Genomic DNA, 22,799 nt, shown 5'->3' on the forward strand with positions numbered 1-22,799 from the left:
CAAACGTCTTGTTGGACAGAGCCACTACGTTTCGTGCCGCCATGCCATCAGACCTTGTGTGTCATTCCGACGATTCTCTCGCGTATAGCTTCGTAGCGAGTTATGCGGGCGTCGTTTCTTTTCTTGCCGTCGCCAACGAAGGCAGCTTCGCGAAAGCGAGCGACCGCCTGGGCATCGGCCGTTCCGCCGTCAGCCGCAACGTACAGAAGCTGGAAGCACAGCTCGATGCGCGTCTCTTCCTGCGCACGACGCGCAGCACGTCGCTCACACGCGAAGGCGAGCTCTTCTTTAAGAATTGTCAGCCAGGCGTGGAGCGCATCGTGCAGGCGCTGGAGGACATGCGCGAGTTGCGCAACGGGCCGCCACGCGGTCACTTGCGCATCGCGTCGGCGCCGGGCTTCGGCCGCAAGGTCGTCGCGCCGCTTCTAGCCGGCTTTAATGCACGCTATCCGGACATCGCACTCGAACTGCTGCTGAACGATCGTCCGTGCGATTTCACGGCAGATAGGGTGGATGTCGCGTTTCGCGATGGTCACATGGAAGATAGCGAAGTCGTTGCAAAGCAATTGATTCCGATGCAGATGATCGTCTGCGCATCGCCGGCGTATGCGCGCGAGCACGGCCTGCCGCGTCATGTCGACGATCTCGACGACCATCGCTGCATCAATTTCCGCGCGCCGGCGGGGCGCATCGCTGAATGGGAATTCAAGGTCGACGGCCTCGCGCGAAAGCGCTCGCCCGCGGCCCGGCAAACCTTCAACGATATCGACCTGATGCTGCAAGCAGTGCTCGACGGGCAGGGCATCGCACAACTGCCTGCGTATCTCGTCTGCGATTCGCTCAAGGCCGGGCGCCTCGTCACGTGTCTCGCGCAATACGCGCCCGACGATGGCGGCCACTATCTTTGCTATCTCAGCCGCAAGCATTTGCCCGCGCGCGTGCGTGTATTCGTCGATTACATGACCGAGCAGACGCGCGCGCTTGATCTGCATTGCCTGACGACGTTCATCACGAACCCACGTGCGGGCGTGCAGCAGCTCGTCTCAACCGATTGATGCATCGAAGGCAACACTGCGCATCCGTGCGAGGCGCTACCGGATGCACGCCTGCACGCCTACGATGCGTCATCATCGCGCATTCGCGCATCGTTTCGAGGAGGAAATCATGAACACCGTAGTCATCGGCGGAAGCGGACTCATCGGCAGCAAGGTCGTGGAGCGTCTGCGCGCGCGCGGGCACGAAGTAATCGCGGCATCGCCGGCATCAGGCGTCGACACGATGACAGGAAAGGGCCTGCAAGAAGGGTTGCAGGACGCGCGCGAGGTCGCGGCGCCTTGAGCGATCGTGCAACGTTCGCGCGAAGAATGGATGACCGCCATGGAGCATATCGATCCGCCGCCCGTCAGCCTGCTCGACAGGTATCAAGGACGCGACGTGCAACCCCTGTATTCGACGACCGTCGCGGTGACGGGTGGCGATGCGGGACATGGCCGCGCGACGGGCGAGGCACGATCCGACGACGGCAATCTCGCTCTTGACCTGCGTATGCCCGAGGCGCTCGGCGGTCCCGGCGGCGGCACGAACCCCGAGCAACTGTTCGCCGCGGCCTACGCTGCATGTTTTCATGGCGCGATGGTCCTGCTTGCGGCGCGCGCCGGCATCGTTGTCGAGGCTGCAAGCGTGTACGTCACGGTCGAATTCAGCCGCGATCCGATGGACGGGCTCTTCGTGTTGACCGCCCACACACGCGTGCAGATGCCCGGCATCGAACGCAGCGTAGCTGAGGAACTCGTGCGCAGCACGGAACGCTTTTGCCCTTATACGAAGATGGCGCGTCAAGGCATCGTCAACATAGTTGCGCTTGCAAATACCGACGATGCCTCGAAAGCACATCAAGTCATCAAACGTTGAGTGGCTTCACTCGCTCTATCGCGCCGGCTCAACGCGCCCAACGCGAACGCGGCGATGATTGCGGGAATCGCGAGCAGCGTGAAGACCGCGCCAAATTGCAGCCCCATGCTCATGAGCACGCCGCCGGTCATTGCGCCCGCGACCGCGCCCATGCGGCCGATGCCAAGCATCCATGCGACGCCGGTCGCGCGGCTTCGCGTCGGATAGAACGACGCGGCGAGCGCCGACATCGATGTAACCGCGCTCGTCACCGCTGTTCCGGTCAGGAAGATCAGCAGAGCAAGCCAGAACTGATCCGCGATGCCGCGTCCGATTGTCAGCACCATCGCCGCTGCGAGCACATAAGCGCACGCGTTCACGCGTCGCGGATTGGCCTTGCCCATCACCCAGCCAAGGCACAGGTTGCCGAGAATGCCGCCGAGCGGAAAGAGCGATGTCGTGAGCGCAGCGCGCTCGGCGGAGAAGCCTGCATCCTTGAAGAGCGTAGGAAGCCAGTTCGTCAGCAGATAGAAGATCATCAGCCCCATGAAATAGGCGAGCCATAACATGGACGTGCCAAAGCGATAGGGACGCGAGACGATGATGCCGAGCGAAGATTTGTCGGCGCCGGCCGTGCGCGTATCGGCAGAAGTGAACGTGACGCGCGCGCCTTCCGCGAGACGCGGATCGTTCGAGATGCGGCGCAGGACGCGCGCGATCTTTCGCGTAGGGCGTTGTCTCACGACCATGAACTGTGCGGACTCGGGCAACAGAACGAGCAACAGCACGGTGAGCACGATAGGACCGAGTCCGCCGGCGACGAGCACGCTTTGCCAGCCGAAATGCGGTATGAGCCATGCGGCGCAGAGCCCGCCAAGCGATAGTCCTACGGAGAAGCCGCAGAACATCGCATTGACGGCGATAGCACGAACGCGCGCCGGTGCGTATTCGGACATCAGCGTGACCGCGTTGGGCATTGCCGCGCCGAGACCCAGGCCGGTGAGAAAGCGCCACGCGGTTAGTGTTTCGACTGAGCTTGCTTGTGCCGATGCGAGGCTCCATACGCCAAAGAAGAACACGGAAATGGCAAGCACCGCCTTGCGTCCGATACGGTCGGCGGCCGGCCCGGCCACGAGCGCGCCGATGCCGAGACCGACGAGCGCCGCACTCATCACCGGGCCTAACGCGGCGCGCGTGATGCCCCAGTCGCCGATCAACGACGGCGCGATAAAACCGATTGCCGCGGTATCGAAGCCGTCGGCCGCGACGACGAGAAAGCACAGGATCAGAATGACCCATTGATAGGGCGAGAAGCGCTCGCCGTCGATAAAGCTCTGGACCTCGATGGTCCCGACGTTCTTTTCCATGCCGTTATGTCTCCATTCGTTCATGTGCAAGCGGAAGAATGCGGCCTTCGTCGTGCCGCTATGCCGCGCGCTTATCGAACCGCTGGCGAAAGACTCTTGAACTCGACGCGCCTGATGATGCGGCTTTCCTGGGCGACGATGAGATGCGCCGACGCATGCAGATAAGCGGGCCATTCGGGGTCGTTGTCGCGCGCGGTGCGCCGCTGGTCGTAATCCGCGATGCTCTCGTAGCCCCACAGATGCACGACCTGATTCAACGCGCCGATATCGCTCATATAGAAACCTACGGGCGCGCCGAGATATCTGGTCTGAATAGGCATCGCTAGACGCTCGAATACGTCGATGAATTCCGACATGCCGCGCGGCTTGATCGTATAGATGCGGTGATCGATGAAAGGCTTGCTCATGCTGCGCTCCTCAATTCGCTGGACTTCGCGTGCGCGTCGACGCTGCCCGCGAGATGCAATCCGGTGAGATAACCGAACGTCATGATTGGACCGAGCGTGATGCCCGCGCCGGGGTAGTTGCCGCCCATGACGCTCGCGCGGTCGTTGCCGACGGCATAGAGCCCTGGTATCGGCTCGCTGCCCTTGAGTACCTGGCCATGCGGATTCGTCGCGATTCCGTCGAAGGTGCCGAGATCGCCCATAACGACCTTGAGCGCGTAGTACGGACCGTCGCCAATCGGTGCGATGCAAGGATTCGGCTTGTGAGCGGCATCGCCGAGATAGCGGTTGAAAGATGTCGTGCCACGGCCGAAAGCAGTGTCCTTGCCCTGCGTGGCATCGTGGTTATAGTCGCGGACCGTCGCTTCGAGCGCTGTGGCGTCGATGCCTGTCTGCCGTGCCAGTTCCGCGAGCGTGCGGCCTTTGACGAGATAACCGTTCTTCAGATGAGGACCGACCGGTAGCGGCGCGGGCTTTGCAAAGCCGAGGCCGTATTTGCGAATCGTCGCGTGATCGCAGATGAGCCACATGGCTGTTTCGCTTTCATCGCGACAGGCTTCGATCATCGCTGCGCCGACATCGTGGTAGGAATTCGATTCGTTGGTGAAGCGCACGCCGCTGCGTGTCACGCCGATCACGCCCGGCTTGTAGCGATCGAGCAGATGCGGGAACACGCCGTATTTGCCGCCTTTTAGCGGCACGCGCGAGACCGGCATCCACGCAGCGGGCTGCGGATAGCGAATATCGACACGTCCGCCCACGCGCTCGGCCATGCGCGCGCCATCGCCGGTATTGCCTGCCGGCACAGGCGATACATGTTCGCCGCCGCGCCGCACATGCGGATAGGCCTTTGCGATGCGCGCGACATCGTGAGAGAAGCCGCCACACGCCAGCACGACACCGCGTCGCGCAACGATGCGCGTTTCATGTCCGTTCGCAATCACGATCGCCCCGGTCACGCGGCCCTTCACCGTAATCAGTTCTTTCGCGCCCGTTCGCGTGTGAATCGGAATGCCGAGATCGAGGGCGGATTTCGCGAGGCGCGCGGCGAGTGCGTTGCCGCTCGTGATCTGCACGCCGCGCTTGTATTGTGCGAGTTCCCGGATATGGCTCGCGAGTCGCTTCGCGACATACCACGCGGATTCGATCGATTTCGTCGCGTTAAAGAAATGCTTGAGATCCGCGCTCGACGAATTGAACATCATGCCGATGAAAGTTATCGTCTTGAGCGGCGGGCGCAGGCGCACGATGTCCGAGCCAAGCGCGCGTGCGTCGAACGGTTTTGCAACGACGGAACGTCCCACGTCGACACCGCCCGGCGCATCGGGATGATAGTCGGGGTAGAGCGTCGGCAGAAATTCGACCGAGGTCTCGCGCTCGAAGAATTCGATCATGCGTGGGCCGCTTTCAAGGAACGCTTCGACGGCTGCTTCGTCATACATCGCGCCCGTTTCGCTGCGCATGTATCGAACTGCGGCTTCGCGCGTATCCTGCACGCCCGCTTCTTTCGCGTGGCGATTTCCCGGTATCCACAAGACGCCGCCCGAGAACGCGGTCGTGCCGCCGAAGTATTCCTCCTTCTCGACGACGATCACGTCGAGCCCTTGCTTCTTCGCTGTAATGGCCGTGGAAAGGCCGCCGGCGCCCGAGCCGATCACGAGCACATCGCAAGCGAGATCGGACGACCGCGTTACGGTAGTCATGATGAAGTCCTTTGATTGAAGCCGGGCGCTTCGCACGCCCGTGAGATGAGAAGCAGCGTGTCAGGCGTTGCGCGGCGCTTCGAAGCCGGGACGTGGAACGAGATCCATCAACATGCATTCGAAGCCGCCGTCGACGGCAAGCTCCGCGCCGTTCACATAGGCCGCGCGCTGGCTTGCGAGGAATGCAACCACCTCGGCGATATCGCGCGGTTCGCCGATGCGCCGGCTTGCGATCATTGCGCTGCGGCGCGCTTCGACATCGCCTTGCTCATAGAACGCCATCGAAAGCGGCGTGCGGATCATGCCGGGGCAGACCGTATTGCTGCGCACGCCGCGCCCGCCCCATTCGGCGGCGATCTGACGGGATAACATTGCGATGCCCGCCTTGCTCGGGCTATATGCGCCGCTCCACGTCTGCGGATGATGCGCCGCCACCGATGCGATATGCACGATGCTTCCGGCGCCGCGCGCGAGCATGTCGCGCCCGAATGCCTGCGCACATAACATGTAGCCGGTGAGATTGACGGCGAGCATCGCATTCCATGCATCGAGGCCGATATCTTCGATGCCGCCCGCGCGCAACAGGCCTGCGTTATTGACGAGCACATCGACCTGACCGAACTTGCGTGCAACCTGATCGCGTGCGCGGTTCACGCTCGTTGCATCGCCGATATCGCAAGTTATGGCGATAGCATCGACGCCAGTTGCGCGCAATGCTTGCGCCGCATCGTTGCAGCCCGCTTCATCGCGATCGAGTAGCGCGAGCCTTGCGCCCGCATCGGCGAATGTCGATGCAATGGCGCGCCCGATTCCGCCGGCCGAACCCGTCACTACGCATACGCTCGATTCGAGGCCGAGCCAATGCTGCGCGGTGTGATCCCGCGCGGCCTGATTAGTCATCCTTGTCTCCTGAGTTCGTTCGATGCAAAGGCGCCGATAGCCTTGCCTGTGAAAAAAGTATATTCACGGCCATGCACGAAAGATTGGACAAAGGACGCAGACGACAGGACAATTTGTGCATCAGGAGACGCAGGATATGAGGAAAATCCCTAACTACAACTTGTACGGGGAATCGGCGCGTCCGCCGTGGTATGACGCGTTCAACTTCGAATGGATCGTCGAGCGCAGCGCGCCCAACGACTGGCATATCGACGCGCATCGCCACGACGCGCTCTTGCAATTTCTGTACATTCGCGGCGGCGGCGGGCAAGTGCTGATCGAGAACAGCATGATCGATCTCGTGCCGCCGTGCGTCATCATGCTGCCCGCGCAAACGGTTCATGGATTCAACTTCGCGCCGAACGTGGATGGTCTCGTCGTGACCGTCGCGCAAAGATCGATCGAGGCGCTGGCATCGATCGCGGCGCCGGGACTCGTTCCGGTGTTGCAACGCGCAGGCGTCTCGCGCATGAGTGCCCACTCCGTGAAGGAAAGCGCATTCGTGCCGATCGTCGAATTGCTCGAGAAGGAATTCCGCGCGACGAATCGCGGTCACATGGCGGCGGGCATGTCGTTATTGATTGCACTCTTTGTGCATGTCGTGCGCCTATGCGAAAGCGCATCTGCGCCGAGTGTCGCATCGACCGAAAGGCGGGCGCAGCAGATCAAGCGCTTCAGGGAACTGGTGGCCGCGCATTTTCGCGAGCATCGACCTGTCGAGTTCTATGCGCAGAAGCTCGGCATGACGGTCACACAACTCGGGCGGATATGCCGCGAAGAGATCTCGAGTTCGCCGCTCGCAATGATCAACGAGCATCTTGTGCGCGAGGCGCAGCGCGATCTCGTTTATTCCAGCATGTCGGTCAAGCAGATCGCACATGGACTGGGCTTTGCCGATATCGCTTATTTCAGCCGCTATTTTCGCAAGCAGACCGGCGTCACGCCGACCCAATTCCAGGCGGAAGCGCACAAGGCGCTGGCCATTCAATAGCCCGTTCGCTTCCTTCTTCGAGGGTTGCCAGCTTCGTACAAGCGTGCGATGCTTCGCCGTGCTGTAAATCGATAACAACAAGCAAGGCCCGAGCGAGACCAGTCCGGTTCAATCACCCTTCGAAGGAGTGAACATGATCGTACTGTCATCGGATCGAGCGGCGCACGATGCGTCGCGGCGCTTCCGCATAAAGGCACGCGGAATGCTGTGCGCCTGGCTCGTCATGAGCTCGGCTGCCAATGTCGCCTATGCCGACGCACAAACGGCGTATACGCTTCTGCCGCCACCCAGCGAGTTATACGGTGACCTTTTCGTCGCCGTGCAGACGCAGGGCGTCTATCCCGATCAGAAGACTTTCGTCGATGCCATACCCAAGATAGACCCTGCGCAGATCGTGCAGGCTTATCATCAGCAGATGTCGGTGCCGGGCTTCTCGCTCGCGACGTTCGTCGCACAATACTTCACGCCGCCAACGGATCAGGTGATTACGCCGCCGCCGAATCAGAGCCTGCGCGAACATATCGACTGGCTTTGGCCCGAACTCACGCGTCTGACGACGACCGCGAACGTACCCGCCAACAGTTCCCTGATTCCGATGCCAAAGCAGTACGTGGTGCCTGGCGGACGCTTTCGGGAAGGTTACTACTGGGATACCTATTTCACGATGCTCGGTCTGCAGGAGGCAGGCCGCGAAGATCTCGTCGACGATATGCTCGATAACTTCGCGTATCTGATCGACACGATCGGCCATATTCCGAATGGCAATCGCACATACTATGTGAGCCGTTCGCAGCCGCCGTTCTTCTCCTATATGGTCGAACTTGCCGCGCACAAGGAAGGTGGACGTGTTTATCAGAAGTATTTGCCGCAATTGCGCCGCGAACATGATTACTGGATGCAAGGAGCGGATACGCTGCAGCCAGGCGGCGCGGTACGCAACGTCGTGATGATGCCGGACAAGACCGTGCTCAATCGGTATTGGGACGAACGCGATACGCCGCGCGACGAGTCCTACTCGGAAGACGTGGCGACCGCCAAGCTGGTCACGAACCGTCCGGCGAACGAGGTGTATCGCGACTTGCGTGCGGCGGCTGAAAGCGGCTGGGACTTCAGCTCGCGCTGGTTCGGCGACAATATGACGCTTGCGACGATCCGCACGACATCGATCATCCCCGTCGATTTGAATAGCCTGATGTTCCACCTCGAAACGACGATCGCAATCGGTTGCGGCGAGGCGCGTGATTTCCGTTGTGTCGGCGAATTCGTGGGGCGTGCGGCCAAACGCGCGATCGGCATCAACAGATATCTCTGGAACAAGAACGGGTATTACGGCGATTACGACTGGAAACTCGGTCAGCCGCGCAACAACCCATCGGCTGCTATGCTCTATCCGCTCTTCGCCAACGTGGCGTGGCCGGAGCGCGCGCACAAGACCGCGGAAACCGTCGAAGCGATCTTGCTCAAGCCGGGCGGACTCACGACGACCACGTACAACACGACGCAGCAATGGGACGCGCCGAATGGCTGGGCGCCATTGCACTGGATCGCCGTGCAAGGATTGAAGCGCTATGGGCGCAGCGATCTCGCGCAACAGATCGGCACGCGCTTTCTTGCCGACGTGAATAACGTCTATAACACTCAACATAAGCTCGTTGAGAAGTACATCGTGGAAGGTAGTGGAACGGGCGGCGGAGGAGGTGGGGAATATCCGTTACAGGATGGTTTCGGATGGACGAATGGCGTGACGCTGAAACTGCTCGATCTCTATTCGCCGGGGCAATGAGCCGATGAAACGGCGGGCATCGTCAAAGGTCATGTAGCGATGCCCGCGTTTCGGTTCATGTCAATCCTTCTTCGCCTGCTTTTGCCGCCGATATTCCGGTACTGTCATGCCGCCCACGCCCCAGTTCTCCATTTCAACTTCCTGGATGACGACGAACGTGGTATCGAGCGGCTTGTTCAATACTTCGAGAAGGAGTTGGCTCGCGCCCTCGATGAGTTGCTTCTTTTCCTCGGCAGTCACCGCGTTCGTGCCGGGCTTGTTGCCTTCGCGTGTCACCTGAATCGTTACGATCGGCATGACGATCTCCTTGAGTGGGAAACGACGAAGCGCCTGCGAGAGGCGCATCCTCAACGGGTAAAGAATCGATCAATGTCCCGCGCTTTGACCGCCGTCGACGTGCAGGATCTCGCCCGTCACGAACGGCGCCGCATCAAGATACAGCACCGCGTTCGCGATGTCGCTCATTTCGCCCATGTGTCCCATCGGATGCAGTGCGCCGAGCGCGTCGTGCGTTTCGGGCGCATGCATCGGCGACTTGATGATGCCGGGCGACACTGCATTCGCGCGAATGCCTGACTTCGCATACTCGATAGCAAGCGACTTTGTCGCGGAATTCAGACCGCCCTTGGTCAGCGACGCCAATACCGAAGGCACGCCGCTTACCGCATGATCCACGAGCGACGTCGTGATGCTGACGATGTGGCCGCTCTTGTTCTTTTCCATTTGCTCGATAGCCAGTTGCGTGATGTGAAAGAAGCCATTCACATTCACGTTCAGAACCGCGGCATAGTCTTCCTGCGTATATTGCGTGAAAGGCTTTGCGACGAATATGCCGGCGTTGTTGACGAGCGTATCGATGCGGCCGAACTTTGCGATTGCCGCTTCGACCACGCGCTGCGCGGTGGCGCGATCGCCGATATCACCGGCGACAGCGACGACGTTCGGATCGTCCGGTTGCTGAATTGAACGGGCGGTCGCGACGACGCGATAACCTTGCGCACGGAATGCCTTGACGATTTCAGCGCCGATGCCTTGCGATGCACCGGTAACGATAGCGACTTTGCTTGCGTTGCTCATGATGAACCTCGATGAATGTTGGTTTGGGCCTGTTGCGGATCGGACCGACGGCTCCGATGGCTCGTAATCTAGGCCTTTCGAGATTCCTTGCGTACACCCGTGATGGACAATCAGTCTTGCGTGCGAGGAACAAATGGGCCGCAGCGAAATCGATCAGACGAATGAATCACCGATAGGAGAAACGACGTGACGCTGCAAAACGTAAAGGCCTTCGTGTTCGACGTATTCGGCACGGTAGTGGACTGGCGCGGCGGAGTTGCACGCGAGGCTGCGCCATTTCTTCAACGCCACGGCGCAATCGACGCAACGCCCGAAGCGTTCGCCGATGCATGGCGAAGCCGCTACGTGCCTGCGATGCGCAAGGTGATCAACGGGGAGCGGCCATTCGTGCGGCTCGATGTGCTGCATCGCGAGAATCTGCTCGACGTGCTGCCGGAGTTCGGCATCGATCCGAATGCCGTGGCTGCCGAAGCGCTCGAAGAGTTGAATCTTGCATGGCATCGGCTCGATCCGTGGCCGGATTCGATAACGGGTTTGAAACGGCTCAAGGCGCGCCATATCATCGCGCCGCTTTCGAACGGCAATATTCGATTAATGGTCGATATGGCGAAGCGCGCCGGTCTGCCTTGGGATGCGATTCTCGGCGCGGAGATTGCGCAAATCTATAAGCCCGATCCGCAGGCGTATCTACGCACGGCCGAAGTGTTGATGCTGACGCCGGAAGAAGTATGTCTCGTCGCCGCGCATAACGACGATCTCGCGGCGGCACGAAGGTGTGGGTTGCGCACGGCGTTCATCGCACGGCCCTATGAACGCGGTCCCGCTCAGACAGTGGATTTAAAAGCCGAAAGCGATTGGGATGTCGTTGCCAAGGATATGAACGAATTGGCCGATGCCGTGGGTGCGTGAGCGCTGCGAGCATCGGCCAATGACGAGCTGGATTTAAGCGACGCCTTCGACGATGCGGAAGTCGCGCACGACGGAATCGCCCAGCACTTCCAGTGCGCGCTTATACGTTGCACTGTTATAGGCGGCGACGGCTGCTTCGAGTGAATCGTATTCGATGACGACGGTGCGCTCGAGCACGCCTTCGCCTTGCACCATCGACGCAACGCCGCGCACGAGCGGACGGCCGCCGCCTTCTGCAATAGCCTGCGTTGCGATCTTCGAGTATTCCGCAACCTGATCGGGCTTCATGATTTTTGTGTACACACTGACCCAATATCCCTTTGCCATCTTTATCTCCAGTGTTTGAAGGGCGCCTTGCGCCATGAGGCGAACGCACTGTGCATTTGCATTCAGTCCGGCGGACAGCATAGCAAATTCTCGATTAAGCGCGTTTCGGTGAAAGGTGCTTTCTTGCGCTAGGGGTTAACCCGAGAGCACCTGCGTCATAAACTGCTTTCACTGCTTCGAAAGGCACTGTGTTCGAAGCCGGGCACCTCATAACACTGGAGTTTCATCATGAAGTCGATCATCCGCGCAGCACTCGTCGCAACCGCTCTCGTCATTCCCGTCGCTTCGTTCGCGCAAAGCCAGATCACGCGCGCTCAAGTGCGCGCGGAATTGGCGGCATTGGAGAGCGTCGGCTACCACGTCGGCGACGGCGATCAGGCGCACTATCCCGAAGCCATTCAAGCGGCCGAAGCGAAGCTCGCCGCACGCGATGGTGCGACGGCCTATGGCGGCGCGGCCAACGGTGCATCGCAATCGGGTAGCGCACGTGTGTCGCAGTCCGAGTGGAACGCAATGTACTCGCGCTAAATGCGTGAATGACTGAAGCGGTCTATATGACCGCCTCAGGCGATGCATTCAGTCCGCAGCGTATTTGCGGTCGAGTGCATCGAAGAGCGGCTTGTTCACGAGCCGTTGACGCTCGGCGAAAGGCGCAACGACAGCGGGATTTTCGTCGAGACGTCCCTGCGATTTCAAGGCGCCGAGCGCGGTCTGCATGCCGCGCACGGCGCTTTGCAATGCCGCATTTGCATAGAGCACGAGGCTGAAGCCGAGGCGTTCGAGATCCGCGCGGTCGGTAACAGGCGTCTTTCCGCCGATCACGATGTTGATCAGTTGCGGCGCGTCGAGCAGCTTCGGCAGTGACGCGATTTGCTCCGGCGTTTCGATCGCTTCGACGAAGAGAATGTCGGCGCCCGCTTCGACGAATGCGCGTGCTCGTACGATCGCTGCATCGAAGCCCTCCACCGCGCACGCATCGGTGCGCGCGATGATCAGAAAGTTATCGTCTTCGCGGGCATCCGCCGCTGCGCGTATCTTCCCTACCATTTCATTCGTCGATATCACGGCTTTGCCCGCGAAGTGCCCGCATTTCTTCGGCATAACCTGATCTTCGAGCTGAATGGCGTCCGCGCCCGCGCGCTCCAGCGTGCGTACCGTGTGACGCACGTTGAGCGCATTGCCGAAGCCCGTGTCCGCGTCGACGATAAGCGGCAGGTCCACTGCATCGCGGATGCGCGACGTATGCTCCGCGATTTCCGCGAGTCCCATGAAGCCGAGATCCGGCAGGCCGAGCGACATGTTGGTTACACCTGCACCGGTGATGTAGATCGCCTCGAAGCCGAGATCGGCGGCGACTTGCGCGCTCATTGCGTTGAATGCGCCGGGCAGCAGCAGGGCGCTGCGAGCGTTGACCCGTTCGCGAAAGGCCGCGCGGCGGCGCGAGGATGAAGTGGTCATGGCTAAGGTTCCGGAAAGATAGTTCGTGTTCAGCGTCGATGCATGCGCCAGCGTCTGCAATGCTAACGCGCGATGCGCTTCGGCGCTCGCACGAACGTCATTCGAAGCGGAACAGCGCACGCGCCGAATCGCGCAACACGATGGTACGCAGCGATGCGTCGGGAATCCAGCGGTCGAGCGCATCGCGCGATGCGCCGTAGTCCATCAGGCTTTGATGTTGCGTGTGCGGCCAGTCGCTGCCCCACACGAGCCGCGCTGCGCCGAATGAATCGAGCAAGGCGGACGTGAGCGTCTGACCGAGCGACGTGCCGGTTTCGCCTTCCACGCTGCGGTAAGCCGCCGATAGCTTGACCCACACGCGGCCGCATTGCGCCGTCGTCAGCAGATAGCGAAAGCCCGGATCGTCGGCGCCAAATGCCGGATCGGGACGGCCGAAATGATCGATCACGATTGTGCAGGCTTGTTCGAGCAATGGCGCGATAAGCATCGGCAAGTCCACGGCATCGCGATGAATCTCGACGTGCCAGCCGAGCGCGTTGACGCGCTCGAATAACGCTCGCCAACGCGCTTCACGCAGATCGGGCAACGCAAGCCCGATCAGATTGAGCCGCATGCCGACGACGCCGAGTGCCGCGAGGCGATACAACTCCGCGTCGCTGATCGAAGGATCGATAACGGCCACACCGCGAAAGCGTTGCGGATAGCGCTGCAGCATATCGAGAAAAAACGAATTGTCGGTGCCGAGAAAACTCGGTTGCACGAGCACCGCATGAGAGACGCCGTTGGTGCGCAGGTGTTCCGCATAGGCATCGAGCGTTGCGTCGTAGTCGGGTGCGTGTCGACGATGCGGTGCCAGCGGCAGGCCGCGCACGAAGACATGCGCGTGACTGTCGATCGCTTCGATGGCGGCAGGCTTCGATTCGAGCCATTGCTCATCGCCGAGCGTGGAATGAAGTGAACGCGTCATGGAAAGTTCAGACATGCTTGGGCGAACGCTCGTTCGATGCAGCTTGACCAGGCACAGCAGCAATGCGACGGCCTTTCGTTTCAGGCAAGAGCAACGCGGCCACGACGACGAGTCCATAGGCCGCGCCCGCGTCGATGCCGATTGCCTGTCCGATCGGCATCGAATTGCCCATGTGGCCGACGAGCACCGGAAACGCCGCCGACACGACGCGTCCGAAGTTGTAGCAGAAGCCGACGCCCGTACCGCGCACGCCTTGCGGATAGAGCTCGTTGAAGAGCGCGCCGAGCGTTGCGGGAATGCCCGCGGAGAACAGACCGAGCGGGAAGCTCAATACGAGCATGGCAATATCGCCGATGGGCAGGAACACATAGACGTTGACCGTGACCGCGCAACAGACAGCGAAGAGAATCACGTTCTTCCTGCGACCGATCTTGTCTTGCAGCCATGCACTGACAAAGCATCCGATGATGAATGCCGTAATCACGACAGCCAGATAGCCGCCCGTGCCGAGCACCGACAAATGCCGCTCGGTTTTCAGGTAGGTGGGCAGCCATGTGGTAATGGCGTGATAGCCGCCGTGCGCGCCGAGGCCGATCAATCCGCCGACGATCGTCGTGCGCAGCACAGAAGGATGAAAGATTCCAGCGAGAATGGCGAGAGCGCTCTGACGTTGTGCATGTTCCTTTTCGGCAGGTTTCGATTCACGCGGCGGCTCTTCGATATTGCGGCGCATATAAATGACGAGCACAGCCGGAATGAGGCCGACGGCGAACAGCACGCGCCAGGCCCAGTCGGGTGATACCCATGAAAACACGATTGCATAGAGCAGAACCGCACCGGCCCAGCCAAAGCCCCATGCGCTTTGCACGATGCCCATAGCTTTGCCGCGATGTTTCGCGCGAATCGTCTCGCTCAACAATACTGCGCCCGCCGTCCATTCGCCGCCGAAGCCGAGTCCCTGAAGCGACTTGAGCACGAGCAACTGTTCGAAATTCTGCGCAAAGGCGCTGAGAAACGTGAAAAGCGAAAACCAGAGAACCGTGACTTGCAAGGCCTTGACGCGTCCGATTCGATCGGAAAGCACGCCCGCGAAGAGTCCGCCCAATGCGCCCGCGACGAGCGTCGCGCCGCCGATCAGACCGGCTTGTCCTTTTCCGATGCCCCATGTCGCGATGAGTGTCGGAATGACGAGACTGAATAACTGCGTATCGACGCCGTCGAGCGCCCAGCCTGCAAAGCATCCCCAAAGCGTGCGTCTTTCCGCCGTGGAAATTTCACGGTACCAATTCATCTCGCGTCTCCTGTGCTGGCCTCTGGCCGGCTCTTGTTCAATATGCCACTGAATTCTAAAAACGAATCGCGGCCGCGCATACTATGGATACGTTCATCTTTCATAGCATTTTGATATGCTCGCAAGATGGAGACGCGCAACCTCAAATACTTTCTCGCGGTAGTCGATGCAGGCAGCGTCACGCGCGCGGCCGAGGTACTCGATATTGCGCAACCCGCGTTGAGTCAGGCGCTTTCGCGCATGGAGCGCGATCTTGGCGTGAAGCTTTTCGAGCGCACGCGACGTGGCGCGCAATTGACTCCGGCGGGCGACGCAATCGTCGAAGACATTCGATTGAGCGTGGCGCGCATTGACGCGGCATCGCATCGTGCGCGTGAAATCGGTGCGCAGCGCGGCGGCCGCCTGACGATAGGCTTTGCATCGGCGGCACTTTTCAGCCTGTTGCCTCGCGCGATTGCGGCGCTGCGCGAAGAGGTGCCGAACGTCGAACTCATGCTGAGAGAAATGAGCAATGCGGAGCAGGCAAGCGCGTTGGAGAAAGGAACGATCGATATCGGCTTGCTGCATACGCCTGTTGCCGTGGGCGGGCGCATGCGCGAAAAGTTGATCGTGAGAGAGCGCTTGCTCGCGGTACTGCCGATGTCTTTTGTTATTGGCGACGATGGAAAAGTCGGTTTGAAGGAGTTATCCGATGCAGGCCTCGTATGGTTTCCGAGCGATCAATTGCCGGTAGTTCGCGCGGGCATCCTCAGTGCTTTTCGTAAAGCGGGTTGCGAAGCCAACGTCGTGCAGGACGCGAATCGTTCTCTGACGGTATTGGCTTGCGTCGCGGCCGGATGCGGCGCATCGCTCCTGCCGCAATCCGTGACTGCGTTGCAGTTCGCCGGCGTGCGCTTCTGCGACGTGCGCGACGGCGATAACCTGCCACCATTCGAACTCAGCGCAATATGGCCGATGCGTTCCCGCCCGACGCTCGCGGATCGCTTCGCGGCCTTGCTCGAAGCATGAGCGCATGATCGCATCGCAAGGAGACACGCATGAATGAAACATCGAACGATCTGCCGCTACCGGACGGCATTCGCGCGCGCATGATCGACAATGGCAATGGCCTTTCGATGCATGTGCTCGAAGCCGGATTCGATATCCCCGGTCGGCCTTGCATCGTGCTCCTTCACGGCTTTCCCGAACTCGCTTATAGCTGGCGCAAGATCATGAAACCGCTTGCCGATGCGGGTTTTCATGTCGTCGCGCCGGATCAGCGCGGTTATGGGCGCACTATCGGCGGTATTGCTTCATTCGATACCGATCTCGAAGAGTTCACATTTCCGAATCTGGTCCGCGATGTACTGGGTCTCGTGTCGGCGCTGGGTTATCGCAGAGTCGCATCGGTTATCGGTCACGATTTCGGCTCGCCCGTTGCCGCGTGGTGTGCATTGATTCGTCCCGATGTATTCGCATCGGTCGTGATGATGAGCGCGCCTTTTGCGGGGCCGCCCGCATTCGCCTTCAATACCGCGAACGACGATGCAAGGCTCGCGCGCGTCGAGACGGCGCAATCGATCATGGCCGAAGCGGTCGCCGGGCTCGCGTCGCTCGATCCGCCGCGCAAGCACTATCAATGGTATTACTCGGGCGCGCAGGCGAATGACGACATGTGGCACCCGCCGCAAGGACTCGCCGCGTTCTTGCGCGCGTATTACCACATGAAGAGCGCGGACTGGCCGGACAATGATCCGCATCCGCTCGCATCCGTTTCTGCCGATCAACTGGCTTTGCTGCCCACGTACTACGTAATGAACGCGGATGCGACGATGCCGCAAACCGTCGCCGAACATTCGCCCGACGCCGATCAAATCGCCGGATGTGCCTGGCTGTCCGACCGCGATTTGAACGTCTATGCGAGCGAATACGCGCGCACGGGATTTCAGGGTGGACTGAACTGGTATCGGTGCGGCACCGATCCGAGTCTTGCTGCTGCACTGCGGATGTGGTCGGGGCGCACTATCGACGTGCCGTCATGCTTTATCGCAGGCGCGAGCGACTGGGGCTATTACCAGCGGCCGGGCGATTTCGAAGCGATGCGCGTGCTGGCCTGCACCGATTTTCGCGCGACGCATCTGATCGAAGGCGCAGGGCATTGGGTGCAGCAGGAGCAGCCGAGCACGGTCGTCAGCCGCATACTGCGGTTTCTCCGTCAGAATGCGCCATAGAAATGTATCCATACGTGTATGAAGTTTCTTGTTGTAAGAGTCTCATCTGAATGAGTTGTCTGGCGGAACTTCATTGAAATCGCGGCTGTCCACGAGCCTCGCGGCCTTTTTTGTAGGTCGGCATGAACCGCGAGGAGAGTATCGATGGATAAAGGACGTGTTGCCGCGCTCGACGCTGGCCGGGCGCTCGCGATCGTCGGGGTAGTCGCAGTACACCTGTCGTTTCAGTTTCCCAATCTGCCGGGCACCGTCACGCTCATTGCGCGCATGGGCCAATACGGCGTGCAGTTGTTCTTCGTGATCAGCGCGATCACGATCTTCATGACGCTCGAAGTGGATCACGCGCGCTGCGCGGATGCGCGTCATGTCACGTTGCGCTTCTATATCAAGCGTTTCTTTCGCATAGCGCCGATGTACTACGCGGCGATCGCGGTCTATGGACTCATCAGCTATGGCGCGACGCGCTCGGGCATCGAACGCGCATGGATTCTCGGCGCACATGGGCCGATGGACGTGCTGCTCAACCTGGTCTTTCTGCATGCGCTTTCGCCGACAGCGATCAATAACGTCGTGCCAGGCGGATGGTCGATCGGCGTGGAGATGCTGTTCTACCTGATTGCGCCACTTCTATTTTTTCTCGCGATGAATCGCGCGCGCCTCTTGCTGGCTACGGTGTTGTTGCTCGGCCTCTCGTATGCCGTGATGTCGATGGCCGATTGCAACGGCACGCTCGATTGCAATGTCGCCAATAACACGTTCAGCTATTTCTGGCCGCCCGTGCAGGGTCCGTGCTTCATCGTCGGCATGTGGGCGTGGTATGCATTTCGCTCGCATCTTCTCGGCGTGTCCGACGTGACGGCGCGCGTGTCTTTACTGTATTTTTCACTGGCGCTGGCTTTTGCGCTCATGACCGCAGCGCTCGGCGTGTGGCTCGACAAGGCGCATGCGCTCGCGCCCGTATTCGCGGCATGCAGCGCCGTGGCCTTTCTGCTCTTCGTGTGTTCACGTCATGCCCGCAAGCATCGCGATAACAAGCATGCCGTGCCGCCCATCACACTCGTTCGACGCGCCGCCGCCGCGCTCGGCCGCGAAAGTTATGGTATCTATCTCTGGCACTTCATCTGCGTCTACGTGACGTTTCATTTCTTCGATCGCTCATTCGGACAGAAGAATGGAGAGACGTCGCTCGCGTTGTTCGGCGCGACGCTGATCGCGGTGCTCGTCGTCTCTTATGCATTGTCGCGTGTGTCGGACCGGCTGATTCAAGGGCGTGCTACACGCTTGTCGAGACGCCTGCTCGCATCGGTCGATCGACGCTTTCATCTGACGCGCGACGCCTGATTGCGAGGATAAGCATGAGCGCAGAACGCCTGACGGAAAGCCGGCATGGCTCGGCTTTCCCGCTGTCAAAGTACACGCGCGCGTTCATTCGATTCGCTCGCAAGCGGGGTGGCGTAGTGCTGGATATCGGCGCAGGTTATGGAACCGCGTCCCTGCCTACGTTAAGCAAACGCACGCGCGTGATCGCGAACGACATTTCCCGGGCGCAACTGGAGCAAATCCGGCAGGCTGCACCAGCCGCGTACGTCAGTAATCTCGTCTTGCTGGAAGGCGCGTTCCCGCACTACGAACTCGAAGCCTCTTCTCTCGACGTGATTCTCGCGTCTCACGTACTCCATTTCCTCGCGCCCGATGATTTCCGTACGGGCGTCGCCCGGCTATTCGATTGGCTCAAACCCAACGGCAAGGCATTCGTGCTGTGCTTCACGCCGTATCATCGTTTCATGGCGAAGATGATTTCCGACTACGAGCGGGCGATCGTATCGGGCAATGCATGGCCAGGATTGACGGAGGATTCGGATCGCTATGCACTCGCGCCAAAGCTATTGCCCGCGACAGTCAACCTCATGGACCCGACGATACTCGCCCGCGAATTCATGCTCGCGGGTTTTCGCATCGAGTGCGTGGAATTCACGCCGTGTCCTCGCGGCGTGAATCCGGAATACTTCCCTCTCGATGGCCGCGAGTGGGTCGGACTCGTTGCCTACAAAAGCGCCTGATTCGTCGTCGCTGGCGCGGGCAATTCGAACCGCCTTCCGCGCGTGCGATACAGCACGATGCTCAGAGCCAGCGTCGCAAGCTCGGTGATGGCGACGGTCATCCAGATGCCGCGCGGCCCGAACCATTCGGTCAGAAGCCAGAGCATCGACAAGAGCAGCAGCCAGCTTCGCAACAGGGCGACGATCATCGACGCGAGCGGCGCTTCGATGGCCGTCAGATAGCCGCTGATCGCTACGTTGATCGCGGCAGGCAGGAACGCGAGCGCGCACCACGGCAATGCGTCGCCCAGAAGCGCTTGTGCTGCAGGACTGTCGGGCACGAAGAGCGCCCCGAGCGGTTGCGCGAGCGCGAGGATCGCGAAAGCGGCGGCGAGTGCGAAGCCTGCCGTAACGATGACGCCGATCGAAAACGCGCGCGACACGGCATGCGCGTTGCCCGCGCCGCGCTGAAAGCTCACGATAGGCTGCATGCTCTGTACGAGCGCGACCATCGTGACCGACGCGATCATCGTCATGTATTCCACGACTGCGAACGCAACGAGGCCGGTGTCGCCGAGCCAGCGCAATACAGCGTGATTGAACGCGAAGAGCGTGACGCTTGGCGCGATCTCGCCGAGAAACTCCGATGCCCCGTTATAAGCCATGCGCCATGCGTGATCGAGCCGCGTGAAAGCATGGGCAACAGGCCGAACGTGCCGGGCCTTGACGAAGTGGTAGGCGAGCATCGGCATGCAGGCGAGCGCCTGGCTGATGCCCGATGCGAGCGCCGCGCCACGCATGCCCCATTGCATGTGGCTCACCATCCACCATGTCAAGGCGACATCGGCGATGCCGCCCGCGATCAGGCAGACGAGACCGAACTTCGCCGCGCCTTCGATTCGCAAGAACAGTTCGAGCGCATAACATGCGGTCGGAAACAGAACGAAAGGCGCATAGGCGTGCAGGAAGTCTTTCGCGAGCAGCGCAAGCTCGCCGCGCGCGCCCGTCCATTGCACGAAGGTATCGGCATAAAAATGGATCGCCATCGCGAATGTCACGCCGCATAGACCGAGCAGCCAGAGCGCCTGTGTGAATGCTTCGGCGGCATCGCGTTCGCGCTGCTCGCCGAGCAATCTCGAGACGAGCGTCGATCCGCCGACGCCGATCATCACGCTGAATGCGTAAGGCAGATAGAGCAACGGAACGAGCACATTCAACGCGGCAAGCGCATCTGGGCCGACATGGCGTCCGATGAAGATGCCGCTGATGACCGAGTGCATGCAGTACACCCATGCAGCTAGCACGGTGGGCACTGCATAGTTCGAAAATTGACGAATGAGAGAAGCGTTGTTATTGAAAGCCATGACTGACAACCAGACGTTACTCGCTAGGCACGCCCATAAGAATTCGCGACGCATCATGCGTGCGAATGAATGTTATGGCATGGCGCATTAGCGCAGAATGAGCGCGCCGAAGATACGCAGGCGGGCCGCAAATGATTGAAACGAGACTGCGTAGCGCGGGAGCGCTACGAGAGGAACTGCGACGTGCGTGAGGTACGAATGCGGTGTGAATGCCGCTTCACGCTTTCATGACGCCGTGATTGGAGCGGCGAAGGCGAATGAAGGTTCCTTATTGCCCCTTTAAGCGAATCATGATTCGCGCACCGGTCAGCCGCCTGATGCCTCCAGCGGCCTGTCGGCCTTGGCGCGCAAGCCATAGGCAGTCAACATGCGATACAGCGTGACGCGCGAGATGCCCAGTTCGTCCGCCGCTTCGCCGAGACGTCCGCGATGACGCAACAACGCCACGTCGATAGCCTGTCGCTCGGCTGCTTCGCGCGCTTGTGCGAGCGTCATCGGCGCGGCTTCCGCATATTCGCCCAGTTCGAGATCGCTGGCGAGAATCTGCCTTCCTTCCGACATGACGATTGCGCGACGCACGCGATTGATCAACTCGCGCACATTGCCGGGCCAGCCATAGTTATGCAGCGCTGCAATCGCGCACGGCGCGAAGCCGCGAAGCCGCCGGCTCGCGTCTTTTCTGAAGCGATCGAGCATGTGATTCGCAAGCAGTTCGATATCCTTGCCGCGCACGCGCAGCGGCGGCTCGTCGATCTGCAATACGCACAGGCGATGGTACAAGTCCGCGCGGAAGCGTCCTTCGAGCATGGCCGTCTGCATGTCGACGTGCGTCGCCGAAATGATGCGTACATCGACGTCCGTCGAACCTTGTCCGCCGAGACGCTCGATCTTGCGCTCTTGAAGAAAGCGCAGCAGACTCGCCTGACTTTCGAGCGGCAGATCGCCGATTTCATCGAGAAAGAGCGTGCCGCCGTCGGCCGCTTCAACGCGACCAATCTTGCGTTGATTGGCGCCGGTAAATGCGCCGCGCTCATAACCGAAGAGTTCCGACTGCAACAGATGCGCGGGAATCGCGCCGCAGTTGATCGCGACGAAAGGCCGCTCGCGCCGCACGGATCGCTCGTGAATCGCAACAGCGGTGAGTTCCTTGCCCGTGCCCGATTCGCCGGAGATGAAGACGGGCGCATCGGTCATCGCGACTTTTCGAATCGAGCGATAAAGCGCCTGCATCGCATCGCAGGAACCGACCATGCTGCCTTCCTTGCATTCGTCCTTGCGCGGATCGTTGCTCGCGGCATCGTGCAGCGAAACCATGCCGTATGCGTGTCCCACTGCATCGACGATTCGATCGGCGGTGGACGGCACGGTCACATAATCGAAACAAAAATCGCGAATGAGGCGGCAGATATCGGGGTTATCGACATGCTCGGCGTCGACCGTCGCGACCCAGCCGATCTGATAACTTGCGAGCATCGCGGTGAGCGCGGCCGCGTCCTGTGCAAAACCGCGACTGGTGAGATCGACGATACCCGCCGCTGCGCGTTTGCCGTGTTTGGCGGACTTGGGCGGCTTGGCCGGGTCGATGCGCTCGACGGTCCAGCCACGAGCGCACAAACGCTCGGAGACATCGTCCGATAATGCGCGGCCCACGAAGTAGAGCGTTCTGGCTTCCCCGTACATGGCTTTTTCCCGGCTTTTATAGATATTGCGGCAAGTATGCGCCCTGAGGTCGCAATGTAAAAAGCCTCGCAAACGATAAGCCGTTTTTGAATGTTTACATTGATCGGCGGATTCGATTAAAAACGTCATAGCATTTTTTGCGGGACGCCCGTGCGAAAACCTGCGGAACGAACGTGCTTTATCCGGCCGTGCCCTAAATGACACGGACGGGCGCGCACGGAGCGCTCGGAACAAGTTACTTATTCACTTATGAATATGTCCATGCACGAAAGTATTTGCGGAACAGAAATCTGCGAGCACTGAAATATCAGATAATTAATACCTCCACGCATATCAATTTGAGGCGCACGCATTGCGG

23 protein-coding genes are annotated in these 22,799 nt (G+C 60.3%); 11 read left to right on the forward strand and 12 right to left on the reverse strand.

Features of this window, described 5'->3' with window-relative positions:
* Positions 1–41 precede the first annotated feature (41 nt).
* The 3 genes from QCE49_RS21480 (at position 42) to QCE49_RS21490 (ending at position 1,911) form a co-directional block, all read left to right on the forward strand.
* On the forward strand, positions 42–1,055 hold the full coding sequence (locus QCE49_RS21480; protein WP_250457263.1) for a LysR family transcriptional regulator: 1,014 nt from the start codon (positions 42–44) through the stop codon (positions 1,053–1,055).
* Between the two features lie 109 nt (positions 1,056–1,164).
* Positions 1,165–1,338, forward strand: coding sequence for an NAD-dependent epimerase/dehydratase family protein (locus QCE49_RS21485; protein WP_250436482.1), 174 nt, complete (start codon positions 1,165–1,167; stop codon positions 1,336–1,338).
* A gap of 39 nt (positions 1,339–1,377) precedes the next feature.
* Positions 1,378–1,911 (forward strand): Ohr family peroxiredoxin, encoded by a 534-nt coding sequence (locus QCE49_RS21490; RefSeq protein WP_250457311.1) that lies wholly within the window; start codon positions 1,378–1,380, stop codon positions 1,909–1,911.
* On the opposite strand, the gene QCE49_RS21495 is transcribed toward QCE49_RS21490, so the two are convergent.
* The 4 genes from QCE49_RS21495 to QCE49_RS21510 form a co-directional block, all read right to left on the reverse strand.
* Positions 1,893–3,257: an aromatic acid/H+ symport family MFS transporter gene (locus QCE49_RS21495; protein WP_250457265.1), complete on the reverse strand. Its 1,365-nt coding sequence runs from the start codon at positions 3,255–3,257 to the stop codon at positions 1,893–1,895. The two genes, QCE49_RS21490 and QCE49_RS21495, sit on opposite strands and share 19 nt — an antisense overlap.
* A 71-nt stretch (positions 3,258–3,328) precedes the next feature.
* A complete protein-coding gene (locus QCE49_RS21500) occupies positions 3,329–3,664 on the reverse strand; it encodes an NIPSNAP family protein (RefSeq protein ID WP_250457266.1) in 336 nt (111 codons plus the stop codon).
* On the reverse strand, positions 3,661–5,406 hold the full coding sequence (locus QCE49_RS21505; RefSeq protein ID WP_250457267.1) for an FAD-dependent oxidoreductase: 1,746 nt from the start codon (positions 5,404–5,406) through the stop codon (positions 3,661–3,663). The genes QCE49_RS21500 and QCE49_RS21505 overlap by 4 nt, the downstream gene beginning before the upstream one ends.
* Before the next feature lie 60 nt (positions 5,407–5,466).
* Positions 5,467–6,306, reverse strand: a complete 840-nt coding sequence (locus tag QCE49_RS21510) for an SDR family NAD(P)-dependent oxidoreductase (protein ID WP_250436487.1) — start codon at positions 6,304–6,306, stop codon at positions 5,467–5,469.
* A gap of 136 nt (positions 6,307–6,442) precedes the next feature.
* Here QCE49_RS21510 and QCE49_RS21515 point away from each other — a divergent pair, with 136 nt between their 5' ends.
* Positions 6,443–7,336, forward strand: a complete 894-nt coding sequence (locus QCE49_RS21515) for a helix-turn-helix domain-containing protein (RefSeq protein ID WP_250457268.1) — start codon at positions 6,443–6,445, stop codon at positions 7,334–7,336.
* A 133-nt stretch (positions 7,337–7,469) separates the two neighbouring features.
* A complete protein-coding gene (gene treA, locus QCE49_RS21520; protein ID WP_250457269.1) occupies positions 7,470–9,119 on the forward strand; it encodes an alpha,alpha-trehalase TreA in 1,650 nt (549 codons plus the stop codon).
* A 60-nt stretch (positions 9,120–9,179) separates the two neighbouring features.
* Here the strand turns inward: treA and QCE49_RS21525 are convergent, their stop codons facing one another.
* Entirely contained in the window at positions 9,180–9,416 is a 237-nt protein-coding gene (locus QCE49_RS21525; RefSeq protein ID WP_008347957.1) for a 4-oxalocrotonate tautomerase family protein, read from the reverse strand.
* A gap of 69 nt (positions 9,417–9,485) precedes the next feature.
* A complete protein-coding gene (locus QCE49_RS21530; RefSeq protein ID WP_175980772.1) occupies positions 9,486–10,196 on the reverse strand; it encodes an SDR family NAD(P)-dependent oxidoreductase in 711 nt (236 codons plus the stop codon).
* Between the two features lie 186 nt (positions 10,197–10,382).
* Here QCE49_RS21530 and QCE49_RS21535 point away from each other — a divergent pair, with 186 nt between their 5' ends.
* Positions 10,383–11,105 carry a haloacid dehalogenase type II gene (locus tag QCE49_RS21535; protein WP_250457270.1) on the forward strand — a complete coding sequence of 241 codons (723 nt, stop codon included), beginning with the start codon at positions 10,383–10,385 and terminating at the stop codon, positions 11,103–11,105.
* A gap of 33 nt (positions 11,106–11,138) precedes the next feature.
* On the opposite strand, the gene QCE49_RS21540 is transcribed toward QCE49_RS21535, so the two are convergent.
* Complete coding sequence (locus tag QCE49_RS21540) at positions 11,139–11,432, reverse strand: DUF1330 domain-containing protein (protein ID WP_008347963.1); 294 nt, start codon at positions 11,430–11,432, stop codon at positions 11,139–11,141.
* A gap of 228 nt (positions 11,433–11,660) precedes the next feature.
* On the opposite strand from QCE49_RS21540, the gene QCE49_RS21545 reads away from it, so the two are divergent.
* A complete protein-coding gene (locus QCE49_RS21545) occupies positions 11,661–11,960 on the forward strand; it encodes a DUF4148 domain-containing protein (RefSeq protein ID WP_250457273.1) in 300 nt (99 codons plus the stop codon).
* 48 nt (positions 11,961–12,008) lie between these two features.
* On the opposite strand, the gene QCE49_RS21550 is transcribed toward QCE49_RS21545, so the two are convergent.
* From QCE49_RS21550 to QCE49_RS21560, 3 genes are all read right to left on the reverse strand, one after another.
* Positions 12,009–12,890, reverse strand: coding sequence for an oxaloacetate decarboxylase (locus QCE49_RS21550; protein ID WP_250457275.1), 882 nt, complete (start codon positions 12,888–12,890; stop codon positions 12,009–12,011).
* A 97-nt stretch (positions 12,891–12,987) separates the two neighbouring features.
* Positions 12,988–13,857, reverse strand: coding sequence for an amidohydrolase (locus QCE49_RS21555; protein ID WP_250457277.1), 870 nt, complete (start codon positions 13,855–13,857; stop codon positions 12,988–12,990).
* A 7-nt stretch (positions 13,858–13,864) separates the two neighbouring features.
* A complete protein-coding gene (locus QCE49_RS21560) occupies positions 13,865–15,148 on the reverse strand; it encodes an MFS transporter (protein WP_250457278.1) in 1,284 nt (427 codons plus the stop codon).
* 126 nt (positions 15,149–15,274) lie between these two features.
* On the opposite strand from QCE49_RS21560, the gene QCE49_RS21565 reads away from it, so the two are divergent.
* The 4 genes from QCE49_RS21565 (at position 15,275) to QCE49_RS21580 (ending at position 19,418) form a co-directional block, all read left to right on the forward strand.
* Entirely contained in the window at positions 15,275–16,156 is an 882-nt protein-coding gene (locus QCE49_RS21565) for a LysR family transcriptional regulator (RefSeq protein ID WP_008347970.1), read from the forward strand.
* Between the two features lie 29 nt (positions 16,157–16,185).
* A complete protein-coding gene (locus tag QCE49_RS21570; RefSeq protein WP_250457279.1) occupies positions 16,186–17,358 on the forward strand; it encodes an alpha/beta hydrolase in 1,173 nt (390 codons plus the stop codon).
* 144 nt (positions 17,359–17,502) lie between these two features.
* Positions 17,503–18,699: an acyltransferase gene (locus QCE49_RS21575; RefSeq protein WP_250457280.1), complete on the forward strand. Its 1,197-nt coding sequence runs from the start codon at positions 17,503–17,505 to the stop codon at positions 18,697–18,699.
* A 14-nt stretch (positions 18,700–18,713) separates the two neighbouring features.
* Entirely contained in the window at positions 18,714–19,418 is a 705-nt protein-coding gene (locus tag QCE49_RS21580) for a class I SAM-dependent methyltransferase (protein ID WP_008347973.1), read from the forward strand.
* On the opposite strand, the gene QCE49_RS21585 is transcribed toward QCE49_RS21580, so the two are convergent.
* Positions 19,403–20,710, reverse strand: a complete 1,308-nt coding sequence (locus tag QCE49_RS21585; protein WP_239294912.1) for an MATE family efflux transporter — start codon at positions 20,708–20,710, stop codon at positions 19,403–19,405. The two genes, QCE49_RS21580 and QCE49_RS21585, sit on opposite strands and share 16 nt — an antisense overlap.
* A 357-nt stretch (positions 20,711–21,067) precedes the next feature.
* Positions 21,068–22,441 carry a sigma-54 dependent transcriptional regulator gene (locus QCE49_RS21590; RefSeq protein WP_008347976.1) on the reverse strand — a complete coding sequence of 458 codons (1,374 nt, stop codon included), beginning with the start codon at positions 22,439–22,441 and terminating at the stop codon, positions 21,068–21,070.
* Positions 22,442–22,799: the final 358 nt, after the last annotated feature.

It is taken from the genome of Caballeronia sp. LZ008, assembly GCF_031451435.1.
Classification (GTDB): Bacteria; Pseudomonadota; Gammaproteobacteria; order Burkholderiales; family Burkholderiaceae; genus Caballeronia; species Caballeronia zhejiangensis.